At 38.0% G+C, this 17,392-nt stretch carries 13 protein-coding genes, 1 tRNA gene and 1 pseudogene; 12 read left to right on the forward strand and 3 right to left on the reverse strand.

Going from position 1 to position 17,392, the window contains the following annotated elements; translation table 11 throughout:
• From WC622_RS14625 to WC622_RS14680, 12 genes are all read left to right on the forward strand, one after another.
• Positions 1 to 231 (forward strand): malectin domain-containing carbohydrate-binding protein (locus WC622_RS14625; RefSeq protein WP_372820446.1); only part of this gene is annotated, 231 nt, incomplete at its 5' end.
• 26 nt (positions 232 to 257) lie between these two features.
• Entirely contained in the window at positions 258 to 1,433 is a 1,176-nt protein-coding gene (locus tag WC622_RS14630) for a DUF5009 domain-containing protein (protein ID WP_372820447.1), read from the forward strand.
• A gap of 2 nt (positions 1,434 to 1,435) precedes the next feature.
• Positions 1,436 to 2,572 carry a glycoside hydrolase family 18 protein gene (locus tag WC622_RS14635; RefSeq protein WP_372820448.1) on the forward strand — a complete coding sequence of 379 codons (1,137 nt, stop codon included), beginning with the start codon at positions 1,436 to 1,438 and terminating at the stop codon, positions 2,570 to 2,572.
• Positions 2,573 to 2,621: 49 nt separating this feature from the next.
• Positions 2,622 to 5,081, forward strand: coding sequence for a glycoside hydrolase family 2 TIM barrel-domain containing protein (locus tag WC622_RS14640; RefSeq protein WP_372820449.1), 2,460 nt, complete (start codon positions 2,622 to 2,624; stop codon positions 5,079 to 5,081).
• A gap of 1 nt (position 5,082) precedes the next feature.
• Positions 5,083 to 6,243: an alginate lyase family protein gene (locus WC622_RS14645; RefSeq protein WP_372820450.1), complete on the forward strand. Its 1,161-nt coding sequence runs from the start codon at positions 5,083 to 5,085 to the stop codon at positions 6,241 to 6,243.
• Between the two features lie 33 nt (positions 6,244 to 6,276).
• A complete protein-coding gene (locus WC622_RS14650; protein ID WP_372820451.1) occupies positions 6,277 to 7,458 on the forward strand; it encodes a glycoside hydrolase family 88 protein in 1,182 nt (393 codons plus the stop codon).
• The gene (locus WC622_RS14655; protein WP_372820452.1) at positions 7,455 to 8,879 is read left to right on the forward strand and encodes a hypothetical protein; all 1,425 of its coding nucleotides are present in this window, start codon (positions 7,455 to 7,457) and stop codon (positions 8,877 to 8,879) included. The genes WC622_RS14650 and WC622_RS14655 overlap by 4 nt, the downstream gene beginning before the upstream one ends.
• 19 nt (positions 8,880 to 8,898) lie before the next feature.
• Positions 8,899 to 9,972 (forward strand): endo-1,4-beta-xylanase, encoded by a 1,074-nt coding sequence (locus WC622_RS14660; protein ID WP_372820453.1) that lies wholly within the window; start codon positions 8,899 to 8,901, stop codon positions 9,970 to 9,972.
• A gap of 98 nt (positions 9,973 to 10,070) precedes the next feature.
• Positions 10,071 to 12,293, forward strand: a complete 2,223-nt coding sequence (locus tag WC622_RS14665) for a glycoside hydrolase family 3 N-terminal domain-containing protein (RefSeq protein WP_372820454.1) — start codon at positions 10,071 to 10,073, stop codon at positions 12,291 to 12,293.
• Between the two features lie 166 nt (positions 12,294 to 12,459).
• Complete coding sequence (uxuA, locus tag WC622_RS14670) at positions 12,460 to 13,635, forward strand: mannonate dehydratase (protein WP_372820455.1); 1,176 nt, start codon at positions 12,460 to 12,462, stop codon at positions 13,633 to 13,635.
• Positions 13,636 to 13,758: 123 nt separating this feature from the next.
• Positions 13,759 to 14,529, forward strand: coding sequence for a DUF1080 domain-containing protein (locus tag WC622_RS14675; protein WP_372820456.1), 771 nt, complete (start codon positions 13,759 to 13,761; stop codon positions 14,527 to 14,529).
• A 188-nt stretch (positions 14,530 to 14,717) separates the two neighbouring features.
• Positions 14,718 to 14,791: transfer RNA gene (locus WC622_RS14680), tRNA-Arg, on the forward strand.
• Positions 14,792 to 15,542: 751 nt separating this feature from the next.
• Here WC622_RS14680 and WC622_RS14685 read toward each other — a convergent pair.
• The 3 genes and pseudogenes from WC622_RS14685 to WC622_RS14695 all read right to left on the reverse strand — a co-directional run.
• A pseudogene (locus WC622_RS14685) lies at positions 15,543 to 16,322 on the reverse strand (recombinase family protein); the annotation flags it as partial.
• A gap of 43 nt (positions 16,323 to 16,365) precedes the next feature.
• Positions 16,366 to 16,530: a hypothetical protein gene (locus tag WC622_RS14690; protein ID WP_372820457.1), complete on the reverse strand. Its 165-nt coding sequence runs from the start codon at positions 16,528 to 16,530 to the stop codon at positions 16,366 to 16,368.
• Between the two features lie 107 nt (positions 16,531 to 16,637).
• Complete coding sequence (locus WC622_RS14695) at positions 16,638 to 17,276, reverse strand: alpha-ketoglutarate-dependent dioxygenase AlkB (protein WP_372820458.1); 639 nt, start codon at positions 17,274 to 17,276, stop codon at positions 16,638 to 16,640.
• Positions 17,277 to 17,392: the final 116 nt, after the last annotated feature.

Consider the following 17,392-nt stretch of genomic DNA (forward strand, 5'->3'; position numbering starts at 1 on the left):
AGTTTAATTGCGGTCAGTAAAGAAGTGCCACCACAACGAGTTTTCGATGTGTACCTGAACGATAAGTTGGTAATTAAAAACATAAACTTGGCAGCTACCTATGGCGTTGCGAACAGCGTACAGAAAAAATTTGAATGCAGCGTTGCAGATGATAAGGGCATACAAATCTTGTTTAAAAACATAAAAGGAAAAGCAGTTTTAAATGCCTTACAAGTAAAAAAGCTAAATTAAAGCAGAGTAATCTTTAATAACTAACAATGAAACACTTGCCAAAACGAATTTTATCAATTGATGTGTTAAGAGCAATCACCATGTTTTTGATGATCTTTGTGAATGATGTTGCTGGTGTAGATCGTATTACGAAATGGATAGAACATACCGCTGCTGATTTTGATGGAATGGGTTTTTCGGATATTATATTTCCAGCTTTTTTGTTTATCGTAGGACTGTCTTTACCTTTTGCCATTCAAGGCAGAATAAAGAAGGGGGATTCCTATTTGTCTATTGTGGTTTACATTATTTTAAGAGCATTGGCTTTAATTGTAATGGGATTTTTTCATGTAAATATGGAAAGTTACAATGCTGGTTCGGCGCTGTTAAGTTATCCAGTTTTTACGATTGTACTAACTGTCGGCTTCTTCCTCATTTGGCTCGATTATCCTGCTCAGCTAGCTAAAACTTGGAAATATTCGTTAATTACTATTGGCGTTTTAATCGTTGCCACTATGGCCTATTTATACAAAGGCGGTAGTGCCGAACATCCCAAAGGTTTAGAGCCAGAATGGTGGGGTATTTTAGGAATTATTGGCTGGGCTTACTTATTTGCAGCGGTAGTTTATTTAATAACCAAAGGAAAAATGGTTGTTTTACTACCTTCATTTATCTTATTTGCGCTAATTAATGTTACTAGCCATATGGATTTACTCCATGTAGATTTATGGATGATTGGCGATGCATCGTCCATTACATTAATGCTAGGGGGCGCTGTAATTTCTACACTCTATACCGTTTTAATTAGCAAAGGCAAAGACAAAACGTTGTGGGCTGCCTTAGCTGCTTCAGGTATTTTAGCCATTTTATTCGGTTTTATGATTCGTCCTTATGCAGGTGGCATTTCAAAAATTTACTCCACACCTGCATGGGTTTTTATCTGTATGGGTATAACCATATTAGTATTCGAGCTGCTAGTGTACGTAATAGATATTAAAGACAAGAAAAACTGGTTTAGTTTAATTAAGCCAGCTGGGACTAGCACATTAACCTGTTATTTAATTCCCTATATTTTATATTCATTATTTAGTTTGATAGATTTTAATTACCCTCATTATTTTAATTATGGTATCGGTGGAATTTTAAGGTCCTTATTCATTGCCTTTTTAGTGATAAGAATTGTGGCGTTTATGGAGAAAAAAAGAATTCGTTTAAAAGTATAAATATGGTAGCATTTATAAATAATAAGATAAACTGGATTTTTCTTTTACTGTTAATTGTGGCGGTACTTTCTGCTATGAAAAGTGCTGATAAAAAGCCAGTAGTAATTGGGTATGTAACCGGCTATAGCGGTTTAATTAATACTGATGAAATTGCAGCAGAAAAACTCACACATATTAATTATGCGTTTGTGAATGTGAAAAACAATCAAGCGTATTTAGATGACGAAAAAAGAGATGCTGAAAACTTTAAAAGATTGAATACCTTAAAGCTTAAAAATCCAAATCTTCAATTGTTAATCTCAATAGGAGGTTGGTCGTGGAGTGAGAATTTCTCAAATGCAGTATTAACTGATTCTTTAAGAAAACGTTTTGCGAAAAGTGCAGTTGATATCATTCGTAAATACAATTTAGATGGTGTAGATATAGATTGGGAATATCCAGGTATGCAAGGTGAAGAAGGAAACGTATATCGACCAGAAGACAAAGAAAATTTCACTTTAATGTTTGAAGCAATTAGAAAAGAATTAGATGTATTGGAAAAGGAAACTGGTAAAAAGAAATTACTAACCACTGCAACTGGTGGATTCCCTTATTTTTTAACAAATACTGAAATGGGGAAAGCGCAAAAATATTTAGATTATATTAATCTAATGACCTATGATTATTATTCCTCGAAACAAGCTGGTCATCATACAAATCTATATAATTCTAAGCCTTATTTAACTGATAATTCCGCTGATAAAGCAATTCAGGCTTATATCAATGCGGGCGTACCTTCCTCAAAAATTGTATTAGGTATTGCGTTTTATGGAAGGAACTTGAAGTTAAATTCTAATGCACAAAAAGGTTTGGGAGATACCATCCTTTCATCTGCCAATAGCTATGGCAATGGATATACTTTTTTAAAAGATAGCTTAATAAATAAAAAAGGATTTATCGAATACAAAGATGAAGATGCAAAAGCACCTTTTCTATTTAACCCAACAACAAAACAATATATTTCGTATGATAATGAGTGGTCGGTAGCGAATAAATGCGATTATGTGCTTAAAAATAAATTAGGTGGTGTCATGTTCTGGGAATATAATTCAGATAAAAAGGGTTATTTGCTTGACCAGATTACAAAGAGTTTCAAATAAATTTACTTCATCAGATAAGAAAGAATTTGTACTACAAAAAAGTTAAATTATGTTGAAAAAAGTAAGTGTTATTGTATTGTTTTTTTTGAGTGTAGGCTTTGTACTGCAGGCGCAAACCTCAAAACGATTAATTAACAATTGGGAATTCGTAAAACAAGATTTAGGTGGGGTTTGGGAAGCCGTGAGGCCTGTTAAAGCAGGTAATCCTGAAGAACTTCCATTTTGGCAAAAAGTAAGTTTGCCTCATTGTTTTAATGCGACAGATGCAGTAGATCCCGATGTGAATTATTACCAAGGTCCAGGTTGGTATCGGACAAGTATTGATGTTGAAAATCCATATGAAAATGGTAGAACAATATTGCATTTTGAAGGTGCAGGGCAGAAAACGGCAGTTTATATCTACAATATCAAAGTTGCAGAACATGTTGGTGGTTACGATGAGTGGACTGCTGATATTACTGAAGCCGTTGCTAAATTTAAAAAGACTGAGGTTTTTAAAACGCAGTTTAAAGGTAAAATCCCTGTGGTTATTCGTTGCGATAACTCTAGAGATTTAGAAATGATCCCTTCAAATCTATCAGATTTTAACGTGTACGGAGGGATTTATCGGTACCTAAATTTGATATATACCCCTCAACTTTCGGTTGATAAACTATTCGCAAAGGCATCCATAAGTGATGTTGGTGGTTATGGGAAATTAGCTGTAACCGCTCGTTTAAGTAATCCTAATCAAGTAAAAAATGCACAAGTAAAAATTTACGTAACTGATCCAAACGGGATAAGAATTGCAGATTTCACTAAAGACATTACCACATTTAAAGGGGATTCATTGCTGTGGGACTGGAGCCTAAGAGCGCCAAAACTATGGGCGCCTGACGTGCCTCAACAATATACCGTTCAATTAGATATCCTTGCTGGTGGTCAAAAATCTACTAGTATACAAAAAGTAGGCTTCAGAAAGTTTGAGTTTGTTAAAAAAGGCCCTTTTATGCTGAATGGTAAACGATTGTTATTGCGTGGAACGCATAGACATGAAGACCATGCAGGTGTAGGTGCTGCCATGACAGAGGAGATGATCACTACCGAAATAAAATTGATGAAGGAAATGGGTGTAAATTTCATCCGCTTAGGCCATTATCAGCAATCTAGAATTGTGCTTAACCTTTGTGATAGTCTAGGGATTTTGGTGTGGGAAGAAATTCCATGGTGTAGAGGCGGTCTGGGCGGACCAATCTATCAGGCACAAGCCAAAAGAATGCTGACGAATATGATTGAGCAGCATTACAATCATCCATCAATTATTATTTGGGGTCTAGGAAACGAAAACGATTGGCCAGGAGATTTTACAGAATTTGATCAAGAAAAGATTAGAACTTTTATGAAAGAATTAAATCAACTTTCACATCAGTTAGATCCGTCAAGAAGCACAGCAATAAGAAGATGTGATTTCTGTAGAGACATTGTAGACGTTTATTCTCCATCTATTTGGGCAGGTTGGTACCGTGGATATTACACAGAATACAAAGATGTTTCTTTAGAGGAATTTAATAAATCAGATCGATTTTTACACGTAGAATGGGGCGGCGATAGCCATGCTCGAAGACATTCTGAAAACCCAGATAATGCACTAAGTAAAATTAAAAAAGGTGGCGGTGCCGATGAAAGAGCCGGAGATGCTTCGTTATATGGCGGTGCAGCTAGGGTTAGTAAAGATGGCGATTGGAGCGAAAGTTATATCGCAAACCTAATCGATTGGCATTTAAAAGAGCAAGAAACCATGCCTTGGTTAAGTGGTACGGCGTATTGGCCATTTAAAGATTTTTCTACACCAATTAGACCAGAAAATCCAGTTCCTTATGTCAATCAAAAAGGTGTAATTGAGAGAGATTTCACTAAAAAGGAAGCATTCTATATTTTTCAATCCTATTGGACAACTACGCCAATGGTTCATTTGTATGGACATACGTGGCCAATTCGTTGGGGAGAACCGGGAGAGGAAAAAATGGTTAAAGTGTACTCTAATTGCGATGAAGCCGAACTGTTTGTGAATGGAAAAAGCTTTGGTGTAAGAAAAAGAGATAGCCAGAATTTCCCTGCGGCAGGTTTACGTTGGCAAGTTCCAATGAATAAAGGGACATATACGTTTAAAGTGGTTGCGAAGAAAGGCAAAGTTGTAGTTACTGATGAAATTACACAAGAATACCAAACTGAGAAGTGGGATAAACCTGCTAAAATGACCCTGCAAAAAATTGATGAAAAGGATGGAATTGCAACTATCGAGGTGAAAGTATTTGATGCTAAAAATGTATTGTGCTTAGATGCGATTAACTTAGTTTCATTCGGTTTAGTAGGAGATGGGGAGTTGATTAGAGATCAAGGAACTTCAACAGGTTCTGCAAAAGTGCAATTGTACAACGGTAGAGCGATTATAAAACTAAAAACGAATAATGCCAAAAGTGTGATCTCAGTTCAATCTAAAGGATTACCAACGGTGTTTTTAAATCAATAAAATGAAAAGAATAAGTTTAAGCTTTGCATGCTGTTTATGTATATTTTCTTGCTTTGCGCAAGGAAACATTAAACAACAAACCATAGCTGTGTTAAAACAACAAATTTTAGCAGAGGCTGATTGGGCAATGAAACAAAGTCCAATTACCATTACAGCAGAAAGTTCGACAAGGAGTGCAGGGGGAAAACATGATTTCTTTTCAGAAGCAGATTACTTTTGGCCTAATCCTTTCAATCCAGATGGACCATACATTAATCGTGACGGAGAAACCAATCCTAATAACTTTGTAGCACACCGCAAAGCGATGATTAGGTTTAGTACTATCATCGGAGCTTTGGCGTCAGCTTATGAGCTTACACACGATGAAAAGTATGTAAAACAAGCTGTCGTACATTTAAAGGCTTGGTTTGTTAATTCAGAAACCCTGATGAATCCGAATTTATCATTTGCACAGGCCGTTAAGGGTTCATCAACTGGTAGAAGTTGGGGCATTATCGATACCATCCATTTTATGGAAGTAGCGCAAGGTATTCTGGTCATGGAAAATGCAAAATCGTTTGATAAACAAAGCTTAACCACCATTAAAAAATGGTTCGCCGATTATATCTTGTGGTTAAATACCAGTAAAAATGGAGTAGCTGAGAAGACATCAAAAAATAACCATAGTGCGTGTTGGGTAATGCAAGTTGCGTCATTTGCTAAATTGTGCAATGATCAACCCATGTTAGATTCATTACGAGTGCGGTATAAAACTATTTTATTGCCCAATCAAATGGCAACTGACGGTAGTTTTCCATTAGAGTTAGCACGCACCAAAGCTTATGGATATTCTATATTTAATTTGGACGCCTTTACCATGATTTGCCAAATCCTATCAACCCCGAAAGATGACCTATGGAAGTTTGAAACCACAGATGGGAAATCAATCCAAAAAGGAATAAACTATTTATATCCGTTTGTTGCCGATAAAAGTAAATGGACGTTAAAACCAGATGTTATGTTTTGGGATAATTGGCCAGTTGCACAACCCTTTTTAGTGTTTGGTGCGCATGCATATCAAAATCAAAGTTGGTTTAACACCTGGAAGAAATTGGATTTAAAACCGACAAACGAAGAAGTGATTCGAAATTTACCAATTAGGCACTCATTAATTTGGATGTAAAACACAATAAGATTGAAAACAAAAACATAGAGTATGAAATTGAAAATTAATTTAATTGTAGGGTTAGTGTTAGGTTTTGGGGCTTGTAAAGCTCAAAAAGTTGACGTTGCAAAGTCATTTGCAGCAGCTGCAAAACAAACAGATGTACTAGTAAAAAATGTAGATTCTGCTAGATTAGTTAAACCTACCTTGGTCTCACCAAGAACAGTAGAAAACGGACAATTTAAAATGGTTAATTCTAGAGATTGGACCAGTGGATTTTTCCCAGCAGAATTGTGGTATTTCTATGCGTATACTAAAGATAAAAAGTGGCTTGATTTAGCTAAGAAATATACACAAGATATTAAAAAAGAGCAATTTAATAAAGGCACACACGATTTAGGTTTCATGATTTATTGTCCCTTTGGTAATGGCTATAAACTTACAAAAGATACCGCTTATAAAGCTGTAATCATCCAAGCAGCTAAATCGTTATCTACTCGATTTAATGCTAAAGCGGGCGTAATTAAATCCTGGGATCACAATGGCGATAAATGGAAATACCCAGTTATTATTGATAACATGATGAATTTAGAGTTGTTGTTTGAAGCGACCAAGTTCACAGGGGATTCATCATTCTATAAAATCGCGGTTTCTCATGCCAATACCACCATGAAAAACCATTTCAGACCAGATTTTAGCTCTTGGCATGTAGTTGATTACGATACTGTATCTGGTAACGTTCGCAATAAGCTAACCGCACAAGGGTATTCGAATGAGTCAGCGTGGGCTAGGGGTCAAGCTTGGGCATTGTATGGTTATACGCTATGTTACCGTTATACTAATAATCCAGCCTATTTAGCGCAAGCAAACGGCATTGCTAATTTTATTTTAAGTAGTAAAATTACACCAGAAGATGGTATTCCGTATTGGGATTATAACGACCCACAAATTCCAAATGTTTCGAGAGATGCCTCAGCTGCCGCGATAACCGCTTCTGCTTTATACGAATTAGCGACATACAGCAATGAAAGTAAAAAATATAAGGCAGCTGCTGATAAGATTTTGTCTTCTTTAAGCTCAAAATATACGAGCAAACCTGGTGCAAATTATGGTTTTATCTTAGAACACAGTACAGGTCATCGCCCTGCTAAATCTGAAATTGATGTGCCTATAAATTACGCTGATTACTATTATTTAGAAGCTTTGTTGAGAACTAAAGGATTTAAAAAATGAGAAAGATTATAGGTATTTCATTAGGAATTATTACTGCACTTAGTTATTCTGTTGCAGCACAAGATAGTTTAGACTTCAATCAAAAAGTTGACGTAAGAAAGGTATTAAACAATTCAAGCGATAAAGCTTCGTTTACCGCATATAAACCTTTTTCTACTAGATCATTAGCTAGCTTATCTAAATTTAAATCTAAGTCGATTAGAACAGATAAATATGGCGGAAGGATGGATAGAAAAGAGCAGGCTACCGGCTTTTATTATACAAAAAAGATAGCTGGTCGTTGGTGGGCAATTGATCCTCAAGGACATTTGTTTATTCATAATGCATTGAATGCAGTAAGCATGGGTTCGTCAGACCGAAACAAGGAAGCTTTTGGTAAATTATACGGTAACGAAAGTCAGTGGATGACAAAAACACAGGACTTTTTAATTGATAACGGGTTTAATGGTACGGGCGCATGGTCTAATACGAAGGCAATTCAGGGTTCTCCATTACAACAAACCAAACCATTGGCATATACGATCAATCTAGATTTTATGAGTGCCTATGGCGATAAGAGAGGAGGTACCTATGTTGTTCCTGGACATAAGGGTTATCCTAACAATGTGATTTTTGTATTTGATCCTGCATTTGAAACCTTTTGCGATGAAGCTGCAAAGAAATTGGTCGCTAATCAAAAGGATACCAACCTGTTCGGCTACTTCTCTGATAATGAGATGCCTTTAGGTATCAAAAATTTAGATGGGTATCTCACTTTAAAAGATCAGCAAGATCCAGGTTATGTAGTGGCTAAAAAGTTTATTGATGATAGAGGAGTAACAGCAGATAAAATTACCGAGGGAGATCGTCGTGAGTTTTTATCTATAGTGGCCGACAAGTATTTTTCTATCGTTTCAAAAGCAATTAAAAAATACGATCCAAACCACATGTATTTAGGGTGTAGATTTCATGGGCAACAAGGCTTTATTGCGGAGCTATGGAAATCGGCCGGCAAGTACTTAGATGCCATTTCAATGAACTATTATAATGCTTGGACTCCGGATCAAGCTTTAATGGCCAATTGGACAGCATGGTCTGGTAAACCTTTCATCATTACCGAATGGTATGTAAAGGGAGATGACTCAGAATTAGGGAATACAGCAGGAGCTGGTTGGGTTGTTAAAACGCAAGCAGATAGAGGGTTATTCTATCAGAACTTTACTTTAGGTTTACTTGAATCTAAAAATTGTATCGGTTGGCATTGGTTTAAATACATGGATAATGACCCTTTACAAAAAGGAGCGGAGCCATCCAATACCAACGCAAATAAAGGTGTAATTGATAATAATTACCAAGCCTATCAACCCTTACTAGAAAAGATGAAAGCATTAAACTTCCAGATGTATCAATTGGCAGATTTCTTTGATCAAAAAAAGAAATAACCAATCTAAAATCAATTCCATGAGATATTTAAACCTAGTTCTAGTAGCCGTATTGCTTTCCGTATCGAGTTGTTCAAAAAGCAAACAAACCAGTATTGCGCCAATAGTTACACCTATAGTTGTAAATCCTGTAAATACCACACTAAAAGACATGCCTTTTAAATTTGGTGCCTCAGTTAATGCACGACTGCTAGAAAACAACCCAGCGTATAAAGCATTGGTAATTAAAGAATTTAGTAGCCTTACCACAGAAAATGCATTAAAGTTTGCTACTGTTCATCCTTTAGAGGGACATTATGATTTTACCGATGCAACTAACATTGTAAACCTAGCCTTAGCCAACGGAAAGCGGATACATGGCCATACTTTAAACTGGTATAAGTCATTGCCTGCGTGGGTTACCAATTTTCAAGGGACCACCGCAGATTGGGAAAATCTATTAAAAACACATATCCAAACTGTAGTTGGACAATTTAAAGGGAAAATAGCTTCTTGGGATGTAGTGAACGAAGCCTTTGAAGACGATGGCACCTATCGAAACAGTATCTGGGTACAAAAATTAGGAACAGATTATATTGCTCGTGCCTTTGAATATGCGCATCAGGCAGATCCTAATGCCTTACTCTTTTACAACGATTACGGACAAGAATATAGTACCGCAAAACGGACTGCCATATTAAATTTGGTCAACAATTTAAAGTCTAGAGGGATTCCTATTCATGGCATAGGATTACAGATGCATACACGTTATAATCAGTCAGATGCAAATATTACCTCAGCTATTACTACAGCTGCAGCCACCGGTTTAATGGTTCATATTTCTGAATTAGATATAGCCTTAAATCCAGATAATAACCAAGCGTTAACCTATACTGCAACTTTGGCAGAACAGCATGCGGCCAAGTATAAATCAATAGTAAAAGCGTATTACGCTATTCCAAAAGCACAACAATACGGCATAACCACTTGGAATGTTACAGATGCTGATAGTTGGATCCCAACAGAGTACAGCAGACCAGACTGGCCCTTGCCTTTTGATGCCAGTTACCAACGTAAAGCTGCATACCAAGCCATATTAGATGGTGTAAAATAAATAACAACTGTTGTGTTTTTGATGGGGTTGTAAAATCCGTTTACACCAACTATACAGCTATTTTAGCAAAGCATAAAAGAATATAATATAACATAAAAATGAATAAAATTTCAAGCTTAATCCTACTACTTTTAATCGGATTTACTCCTAAACTAAACGCACAAAAGAAATCTATCGACCAACGTGTAGATTCAGTACTCAAATTGATGACTTTAAAAGAGAAAGTAGGTCAGCTAAATCAATATTCTGGTAAAGAAGTAACAGGACCAACTAGCGATAGAAAAAATTACCTACTAAACGATATCAAATCGGGTATGGTAGGTTCTATGTTAAATGTTAAAGGCGTAAAAGATACCCGAGAAATACAAGCCATCGCTTTACAATCTCGCTTAAAAATACCATTGCTATTTAGTTTAGATGTTATTCATGGCTATAAAACTGTATTTCCAATCCCTTTAGCCGAATCTGCTTCATGGGATATGGCGGCAATACGTGAAACTGCACATGTTGCTGCTGAAGAAGCTGCAGCGTCTGGCATCCACTGGACATTTGCACCTATGGTTGATATTGCTCGCGATCCGCGTTGGGGTAGAGTGATGGAAGGTGCTGGAGAAGATACTTACTTAGGTTCTGCAATTGCTAGAGCACGTGTTTTAGGCTTTCAGGGCGACAAACTAGGTGGAGTTGATGCAATTATGGCCTGTGCAAAACATTTTGCAGCCTATGGCGCCGCAATCGCTGGCAGAGACTACAATCCTGTTGATATGAGTGAGCAGCAATTAAACGAGATCTATTTACCACCATTTAAGGCAGCTGCTGATGCTAAAGTGGCTACATTCATGAATTCTTTTAACACATTAAATGGTATTCCTGCAACGGCTAACTCTTATTTACAACGTGATATTTTAAAAGGACAGTGGGGCTACAAAGGTTTTGTGGTAAGCGATTGGGGTTCGATGCGGGAAATGGTGCCTTGGGGATTTGCTAAGAATGGAAATGAAGCAGCCGAAAAAGCAATTTTAGCAGGCAGTGACATGGATATGGAAAGCGAAGTCTACAAAAAGGAGTTAGAAAATTTAGTGAAGAGCGGTAAAGTAGACATTAAGTTTGTTGATGATGCAGTAAGACGCATCTTATATAAAAAATTCGAATTAGGTTTGTTTGATAATCCATACAAATTCTCTGATGAAAAAAGAGAAGCTAAAGTAATGAATGACCCTAAGCACAAAGAAATTGCAAGATCAGCAGCCAAGAAATCAATTGTATTGTTAAAAAACGAAGGTAATATCCTGCCATTGCAAAAGAGCTTTAAAAACATTGCCCTAATTGGACCACTGGTAAAGGCTAAGCGTGATCAAGCAGGTAGTTGGGTGGTAAATGCCGATACGGCGAATATTACCAGTGTTTACGAAGGTTTACAAGCCAAATTTGGTAACTCAACTCAATTCACCTACACACAAGGAACTGCTGTAACAGATACCAGTAGAGCAGGTTTAAGTGCTGCCATAGCGAACGCTAAAAATGCAGACGCCGTAATTATGGTTTTAGGTGAAACGTGGGATATGAGTGGTGAATCTAAATCACGAACAGATATCAGCTTACCTGGTCGTCAAGAGGAATTATTTAATGCAGTAAAAGCGACTGGAAAACCTGTAATTGTTGTCATTATGGCGGGTAGACCTTTAATTTTTAACAGCATAGCTGATAAAGCAGATGCGATTGTATATGCTTGGTTTTTAGGAGATGAAGGAGGTAATGCCATCACCGATGTGTTAAGTGGAGATTACAATCCTTCTGGTAAATTACCTATTACTTTCCCTAGAAACGTTGGACAAATTCCAATTTACTATAACCATTACAATACAGGTCGCCCGGTTACAAAACCTAAAGATATTACCTACAAATCTGCCTATATCGATTCGCCAAATGACCCTAAATATGCATTTGGTTATGGATTAAGCTATACTAACTTTACCTACAGCGATTTAAAACTAGATAAAGCAGCTCTCCAAAAAGGACAAGCAGTTAAAGTAAGTTTCACCTTAACCAATAGCGGTAAAGTTGCAGGCGAAGAAGTAGCTCAATTGTACATGCAAGATAAATTTGCATCAGTAGTGCGACCAGTTAAAGAGTTAAAGGACTTTGCTAAAGTAAAACTAAATCCAGGAGAAGCTAAAACAATCACGTTCGAATTAACGCCTGAGAAATTAGCATTCTTTAAAGAAAAAGCAGGTTGGATTACTGAGCCTGGAGATTTTAAAGTAATGGTAGGGGGCTCTTCCGATGCAATTAAACTAGAAACAACTTTCGAATTGAAATAGGTTGGTTCATTAGTTCAATTGTTCATTGGTTCACTCGCACTAGTTTACTAATGAACAATTGCTAATGAACCATTAAATTTACGCTAACGTTTCCGTAACTATTTTTAGGATTTCCAGTAGATCAAATTCTTTTATTTCTTAATATTGGTCATCCATTATAAACAAAATGAGCACAAAAAACCATAAACTACTACAAACATGGCGCTGGTACGGTCCATCAGATCCGGTAAGCCTACAAGACGTTAAACAAGCAGGTGCAACCGGAATTGTAACCGCTTTACATCATATTCCGCATGGCGAAGTATGGCCTTTAGCAGATATTAAAGAAAGAAAAGCCATCATAGAAGCAGCTGGTTTAACCTGGTCGGTAGTAGAAAGTGTACCTGTTCACGAAGCGATTAAAACCCGCAGATCAGATGATGGTAAATACCTTGAGAACTACAATACATCGCTAAAAAACCTTGCCGAATGCGGTATAAAAACGGTTTGCTATAATTTTATGCCCGTGTTAGATTGGACGCGTACGCAATTAGATTTAACCATGACAGATGGCTCAAAAGCCTTATACTTCAACTGGACAGACCTAGCCATTTTCGATTTATACATTTTCAAAAGGGAAGGAGCAGCTGCAGATTACCAAGCGAATATCCTCGCAAAAGCAAAAGCTAAATATGCAACAATGAGTGCAGCAGAGCTGGATGAATTGCGTATCAACGTGTTAATGGGCATTCCTAACGAAAAGGAAATAGAAATTGAAGCCCTGCGTACGGCAATTGATGAATACACCGCAATTGGTACGGCAGGCTTAAAAGAAAACCTCACGTGGTTTTTATCAGGCATTGCCGAAACCTGTACACAAAATGGGATCAAAATGACCATCCACCCAGATGATCCACCGTATCCAATTTTAGGTTTACCGCGTATTGCGAGTACAAAAGAAGACTTAACCTATATTCTAAAAAGCGTAGATCAGCCTTTTAATGGTATTTGTTATTGTACAGGCTCATTAGGCGCAGGTATGGATAATAAGCTAGTCGATATTTTTGAAGCCATAAAAGAACGTGTTTACTTCTTACACTTGCGTAATGTAACTAAAGATGAAGAAGGTAATTTCTACGAAGCAGATCATTTAGGCGGCGATGTAAACATGTACGAAGTGATGAAAGTAGTGACTGCCGAAAATAGTAAAAGAGCAGAACCAATCCCTTTCAGACCAGATCATGGTCACCAAATGCTAGATGATTTAAACAAAATAACAAACCCAGGCTATTCAGCAATTGGCCGTTTACGTGGCTTAGCAGAATTGCGTGGCTTAGAAATAGGTGTAACAGGGAATTATTAGTTGATCCGAAAATAAAATAGAAGCCTGTGAGTATAAACTTACAGGCTTTTTTTGTAGGAATACGTCAATATTTTTAGGCTATAAATGAATAATTAGTTAGTTTAGTATAAAAATTTATAAACAATGAAACAGTATTTGATCATCGCTACACTAGCTTTAGCTAGCAGTCCATTTTTTGCAGTTCAAGCACAAAATAAACCAGAAGATACAGAATTTTATACGCCAGTTCCAGCCGTAGTTACACCTGGAGCAACAAATAGCAATGCACCTTCTGATGCAATTATCCTCTTTAATGGAAAAGATTTAAACGAATGGGTAAGTGTGAAGGATAATGGCCCAGCCAAATGGATTGTAAAGGATGGCGCCGTAACAGTAGATAAGAGCACAGGCAATATTGAAACCAAAAGAAAATTCACCAACTATCAATTACATATCGAATGGCAAATTCCCGCTAACATTACTGGCGAAGGACAAGCTAGAGGAAATAGTGGTTTATTCTTAGCCTCTACTGGAGGTGGTGATTTAGGCTATGAATTACAGATTTTAGATTCATACACCAATAAAACCTATACCAACGGACAAGCGGGTAGTATCTATAAACAAACTACACCACTAGTCAATGCAAATCGCAAACCAGGAGAGTGGCAAAGCTACGATGTGCTATGGACAGCGCCTGTATTTAACGAAGACGGAAGTTTAAAAAGCCCAGCAAGAGTAACTGTTTTATTTAACGGTGTATTGATACAAAACAACTTCGAATTAAAAGGGCCAACACAATACATTGGTAAAGCAAGCTATGCTAAAGCGCATGGTGCATGCCCAATTAAATTACAAGCACATGGAGATAAAAGCGAACCAATCAGCTTCCGCAACATTTGGATAAGAGAATTGTAGCCAAATTTTGTGTGGCAACACCGAAATGTACCTAGCACCTAACACCGTAATTGGTTATAAATCATAGCAAAACGATGTTTATTGCTAATTAACAACTGATAATTTTAAAATTTATTAAAATTATACGTTCAAAATTATATCTTTGCAGCATCAGACAAAAACGGTGTTCATTGTTTCTGTTTGGAGATGCCTCCATAGCTCAGCTGGATAGAGCACCGGTTTTCTAAACCGTAGGTCATAGGTTCGAATCCTATTGGGGGTACTTTTAAGGACTCAGGACGGGAAACCGTCCTTTTTTCGTTTTTATGCCCTCGTAACTTGCTGTTAATCTTATAGATAAGGCGTATCGCTTCATTCAGTCTAGTGGTTCGAAATGCATGATTTTCAAAAACCATTTTTTCAGGGAATATCGAACCAATTATTTTTCGTTTCAAGGCAATATCCGCTTCTACGTACAATAGATACAGATTTTTAAGGATTTCCACTGTTCCACTAATTATTCCGCTTACACTGGAATACTCGCTATTTTTTCCCACATTTTCGGCGAGCTGAGCCTCTAGCCGGATGATATTATCTTCAGCAGTCTGCTTCATTTTTCTGTAGTCTTCGGGTTCAATATCGCTGTTCAGCAATAGCTCCCTGGCCTTGATAATCCTATTATTCTGCTCGGTAATCTGAGTGATGAGATTGCGTTTTTGAGTTAGATCCTGTTTGTTTCCATCTTGAAAATAGTCGGCAGCTGAAATTGCAAAAAGTTCCTCTAATCCTTTTTTAGGTACATATTTTTTTACTTCCTCCAAAAATAAGTTGTTTACTTCAGGAGCCTTTACTCTCCAACTGCATCCGTTTACACAATGGTAGTACCAGTAATATTTGTATCGCCCCTTTGAAGCGCTACCAGTGGCTATTTTGGCGCAAATTGGGCAGATCAAAAAGCCCCTTAAAATAAGTTCATTTTCTACTTCTTTCTGAGTTCCCTGTGGTTCGATACGAATCTTTTTGCCATCTAAGATATCCTGCACCCTGTAAAACAGCGCTTCATCGATTATGGCATCGTGCTGTCCCCGTACTAGGTATGGGCCCTCGTTTTTATAGGCGGGTATCAGAATCTTGCCCATGTACGCCACGTTTCTCAGCAGCACCCAAAAATATGACCTAGTGCACTTGAGTCCTTTTTCCCTTGCCATCCTGTACACTTCGGCTGTAGTATAGATTTTGCGGGCCATTTCCTCAAATGCAAACTGCACTGCCTTGTGCTGCTCTTCATCAATTGCAATATATTTTATACCATTGCTGCTGATCCTGTTCATGTAGCCGGGAGGAGCAATCCCCATCCATCGTCCTTCTTTTTTCGCCTGTCTCATACCATGTTTGACATTGATTGCACGGCGGTCGTTCTCAATCTCTGGCTGGGTAAGGTAAACGGCCAGCATCATTTTATTTTCTGGAACGCTCATGTCAAGTGGCTGCTCGATTGCAATCGGACTGACGCCAAGGCCGAACAGTACACTGATCATCTGGTAGGCATCGGATGTGTTCCGGCTAAATCTGTCCCACTTGGTGAAAAGAACCAAATCGGACTTTCCCTTTTGTTTTTTGAGCCTAGCCAGAAGCTTCCGCCATTCTGGCCTTTCGAAGGTTTTGGCCGAATAGTCTTCAAATACAGTTTCGCGAATGGTGATGCCGTGGATCTCGCAGTACCTGGTCAGCACGTCCAGCTGTGCCCTTTGCGAATACCCCTTGTCGGCCTGTTCATCAGTACTCACCCTGATGTAAAGATCTGCAGTTTTCATTACAAGAAAATTTAAGTAAAATGGGCAAAAAATGGACTGGCTGTCAAAGCTCTTTGACCCGTAGACTGATTGCTAATTTAGCAAATTCATAGATAAAATCCAACATTATTTCAGCTTCTTCCAAGGTAACCTTGGTCCCGTGTTCGGCTAAAATCTCAACTGCCTTTTCTGGTGTAAGCGTTCTTTTTTTTAATTCTGGCTTCAACATATCCGTCGTTCTATTGCCCAAATTTAAAGCAATGCAAACGCTATTCTAGACAATCACATTGGGGATGGGGTGGTGTTGTGCCAGGGTATTTAGTAGTAAAACGATTATTATATTACCACTCGGAAGGTGAGGTTAAGCCTTGGTCTCATTGGCTTGATTGATTTTGCAATCCGGTGGTCCCATTTTGCTTGCAGGTCTCCTTTCATTAGTAGTAGTGAACCATGCTCTAGCCTGACCGAATATTTTTCGCTATGGTCGGTCTTGTTTCTGATATCAAACGAGCGCACCTGTCCAAAGGTAACCGAAGCAATGGTCGGATGCGTGCCTAGTGCCCTTTCATTATCGCTATGCCAGGCTACAGAATCGTTTCCGTCGCGATAGTAGTTCAGCAGTACGCTATTGAATTTTACGCCAGCCATTGGCTCCACAATATCCTTGATCATTAGCAGTTCCGGAGTCCAAAGGTTGGGCGCAGATTTTCTTAAAGATGTATAATCATAGCTTTCCGCATCTGCATACCATGCCGATAGGCGCGGGGTGATGACCTGCTTATCGTACATGCTGACCACTTTCTGCGTCCAAGTGGTTTCGGCGATGAAGCGTTCCATGAGCTGTTTGCCCAGTTCGGCGTCAAATATATTTGGCATGTATTCTAGCACTCCTGTCGGAAGACCCTTGGTCTGTCCGCATATGGGGAAAAAAGCTAACTGTTCCATTTCTTTCTTATTTAAAATTTCTGCCTCCATCGAATATTTCCTGCGGCGTTGCCTGTCTGATTTGTGAGCGTTTATTCTCAGCTGGGTATGGTGGAGATTTTTCATCCGCTCTAGATAGCGTCAATATTGGCAGCTGGTCATCCTCC

It is taken from the genome of Pedobacter sp., assembly GCF_041662865.1.
Taxonomy (GTDB): Bacteria; Bacteroidota; Bacteroidia; order Sphingobacteriales; family Sphingobacteriaceae; genus Pedobacter.

Bases quoted from the DNA above. Each gene is read 5' to 3' on its own strand.
- WC622_RS14630 (WP_372820447.1), top strand. From the start codon at position 258: ATGAAACACTTGCCAAAACGAATTTTATCAATTGATGTGTTAAGAGCA.
- WC622_RS14635 (WP_372820448.1), top strand. From the start codon at position 1,436: ATGGTAGCATTTATAAATAATAAGATAAACTGGATTTTTCTTTTACTG.
- WC622_RS14640 (WP_372820449.1), top strand. From the start codon at position 2,622: ATGTTGAAAAAAGTAAGTGTTATTGTATTGTTTTTTTTGAGTGTAGGC.
- WC622_RS14645 (WP_372820450.1), top strand. From the start codon at position 5,083: ATGAAAAGAATAAGTTTAAGCTTTGCATGCTGTTTATGTATATTTTCT.
- WC622_RS14650 (WP_372820451.1), top strand. From the start codon at position 6,277: ATGAAATTGAAAATTAATTTAATTGTAGGGTTAGTGTTAGGTTTTGGG.
- WC622_RS14655 (WP_372820452.1), top strand. From the start codon at position 7,455: ATGAGAAAGATTATAGGTATTTCATTAGGAATTATTACTGCACTTAGT.
- WC622_RS14660 (WP_372820453.1), top strand. From the start codon at position 8,899: ATGAGATATTTAAACCTAGTTCTAGTAGCCGTATTGCTTTCCGTATCG.
- WC622_RS14665 (WP_372820454.1), top strand. From the start codon at position 10,071: ATGAATAAAATTTCAAGCTTAATCCTACTACTTTTAATCGGATTTACT.
- uxuA (WP_372820455.1), top strand. From the start codon at position 12,460: ATGAGCACAAAAAACCATAAACTACTACAAACATGGCGCTGGTACGGT.
- WC622_RS14675 (WP_372820456.1), top strand. From the start codon at position 13,759: ATGAAACAGTATTTGATCATCGCTACACTAGCTTTAGCTAGCAGTCCA.
- WC622_RS14690 (WP_372820457.1), bottom strand. From the start codon at position 16,530: ATGTTGAAGCCAGAATTAAAAAAAAGAACGCTTACACCAGAAAAGGCA.
- WC622_RS14695 (WP_372820458.1), bottom strand. From the start codon at position 17,276: ATGGAGGCAGAAATTTTAAATAAGAAAGAAATGGAACAGTTAGCTTTT.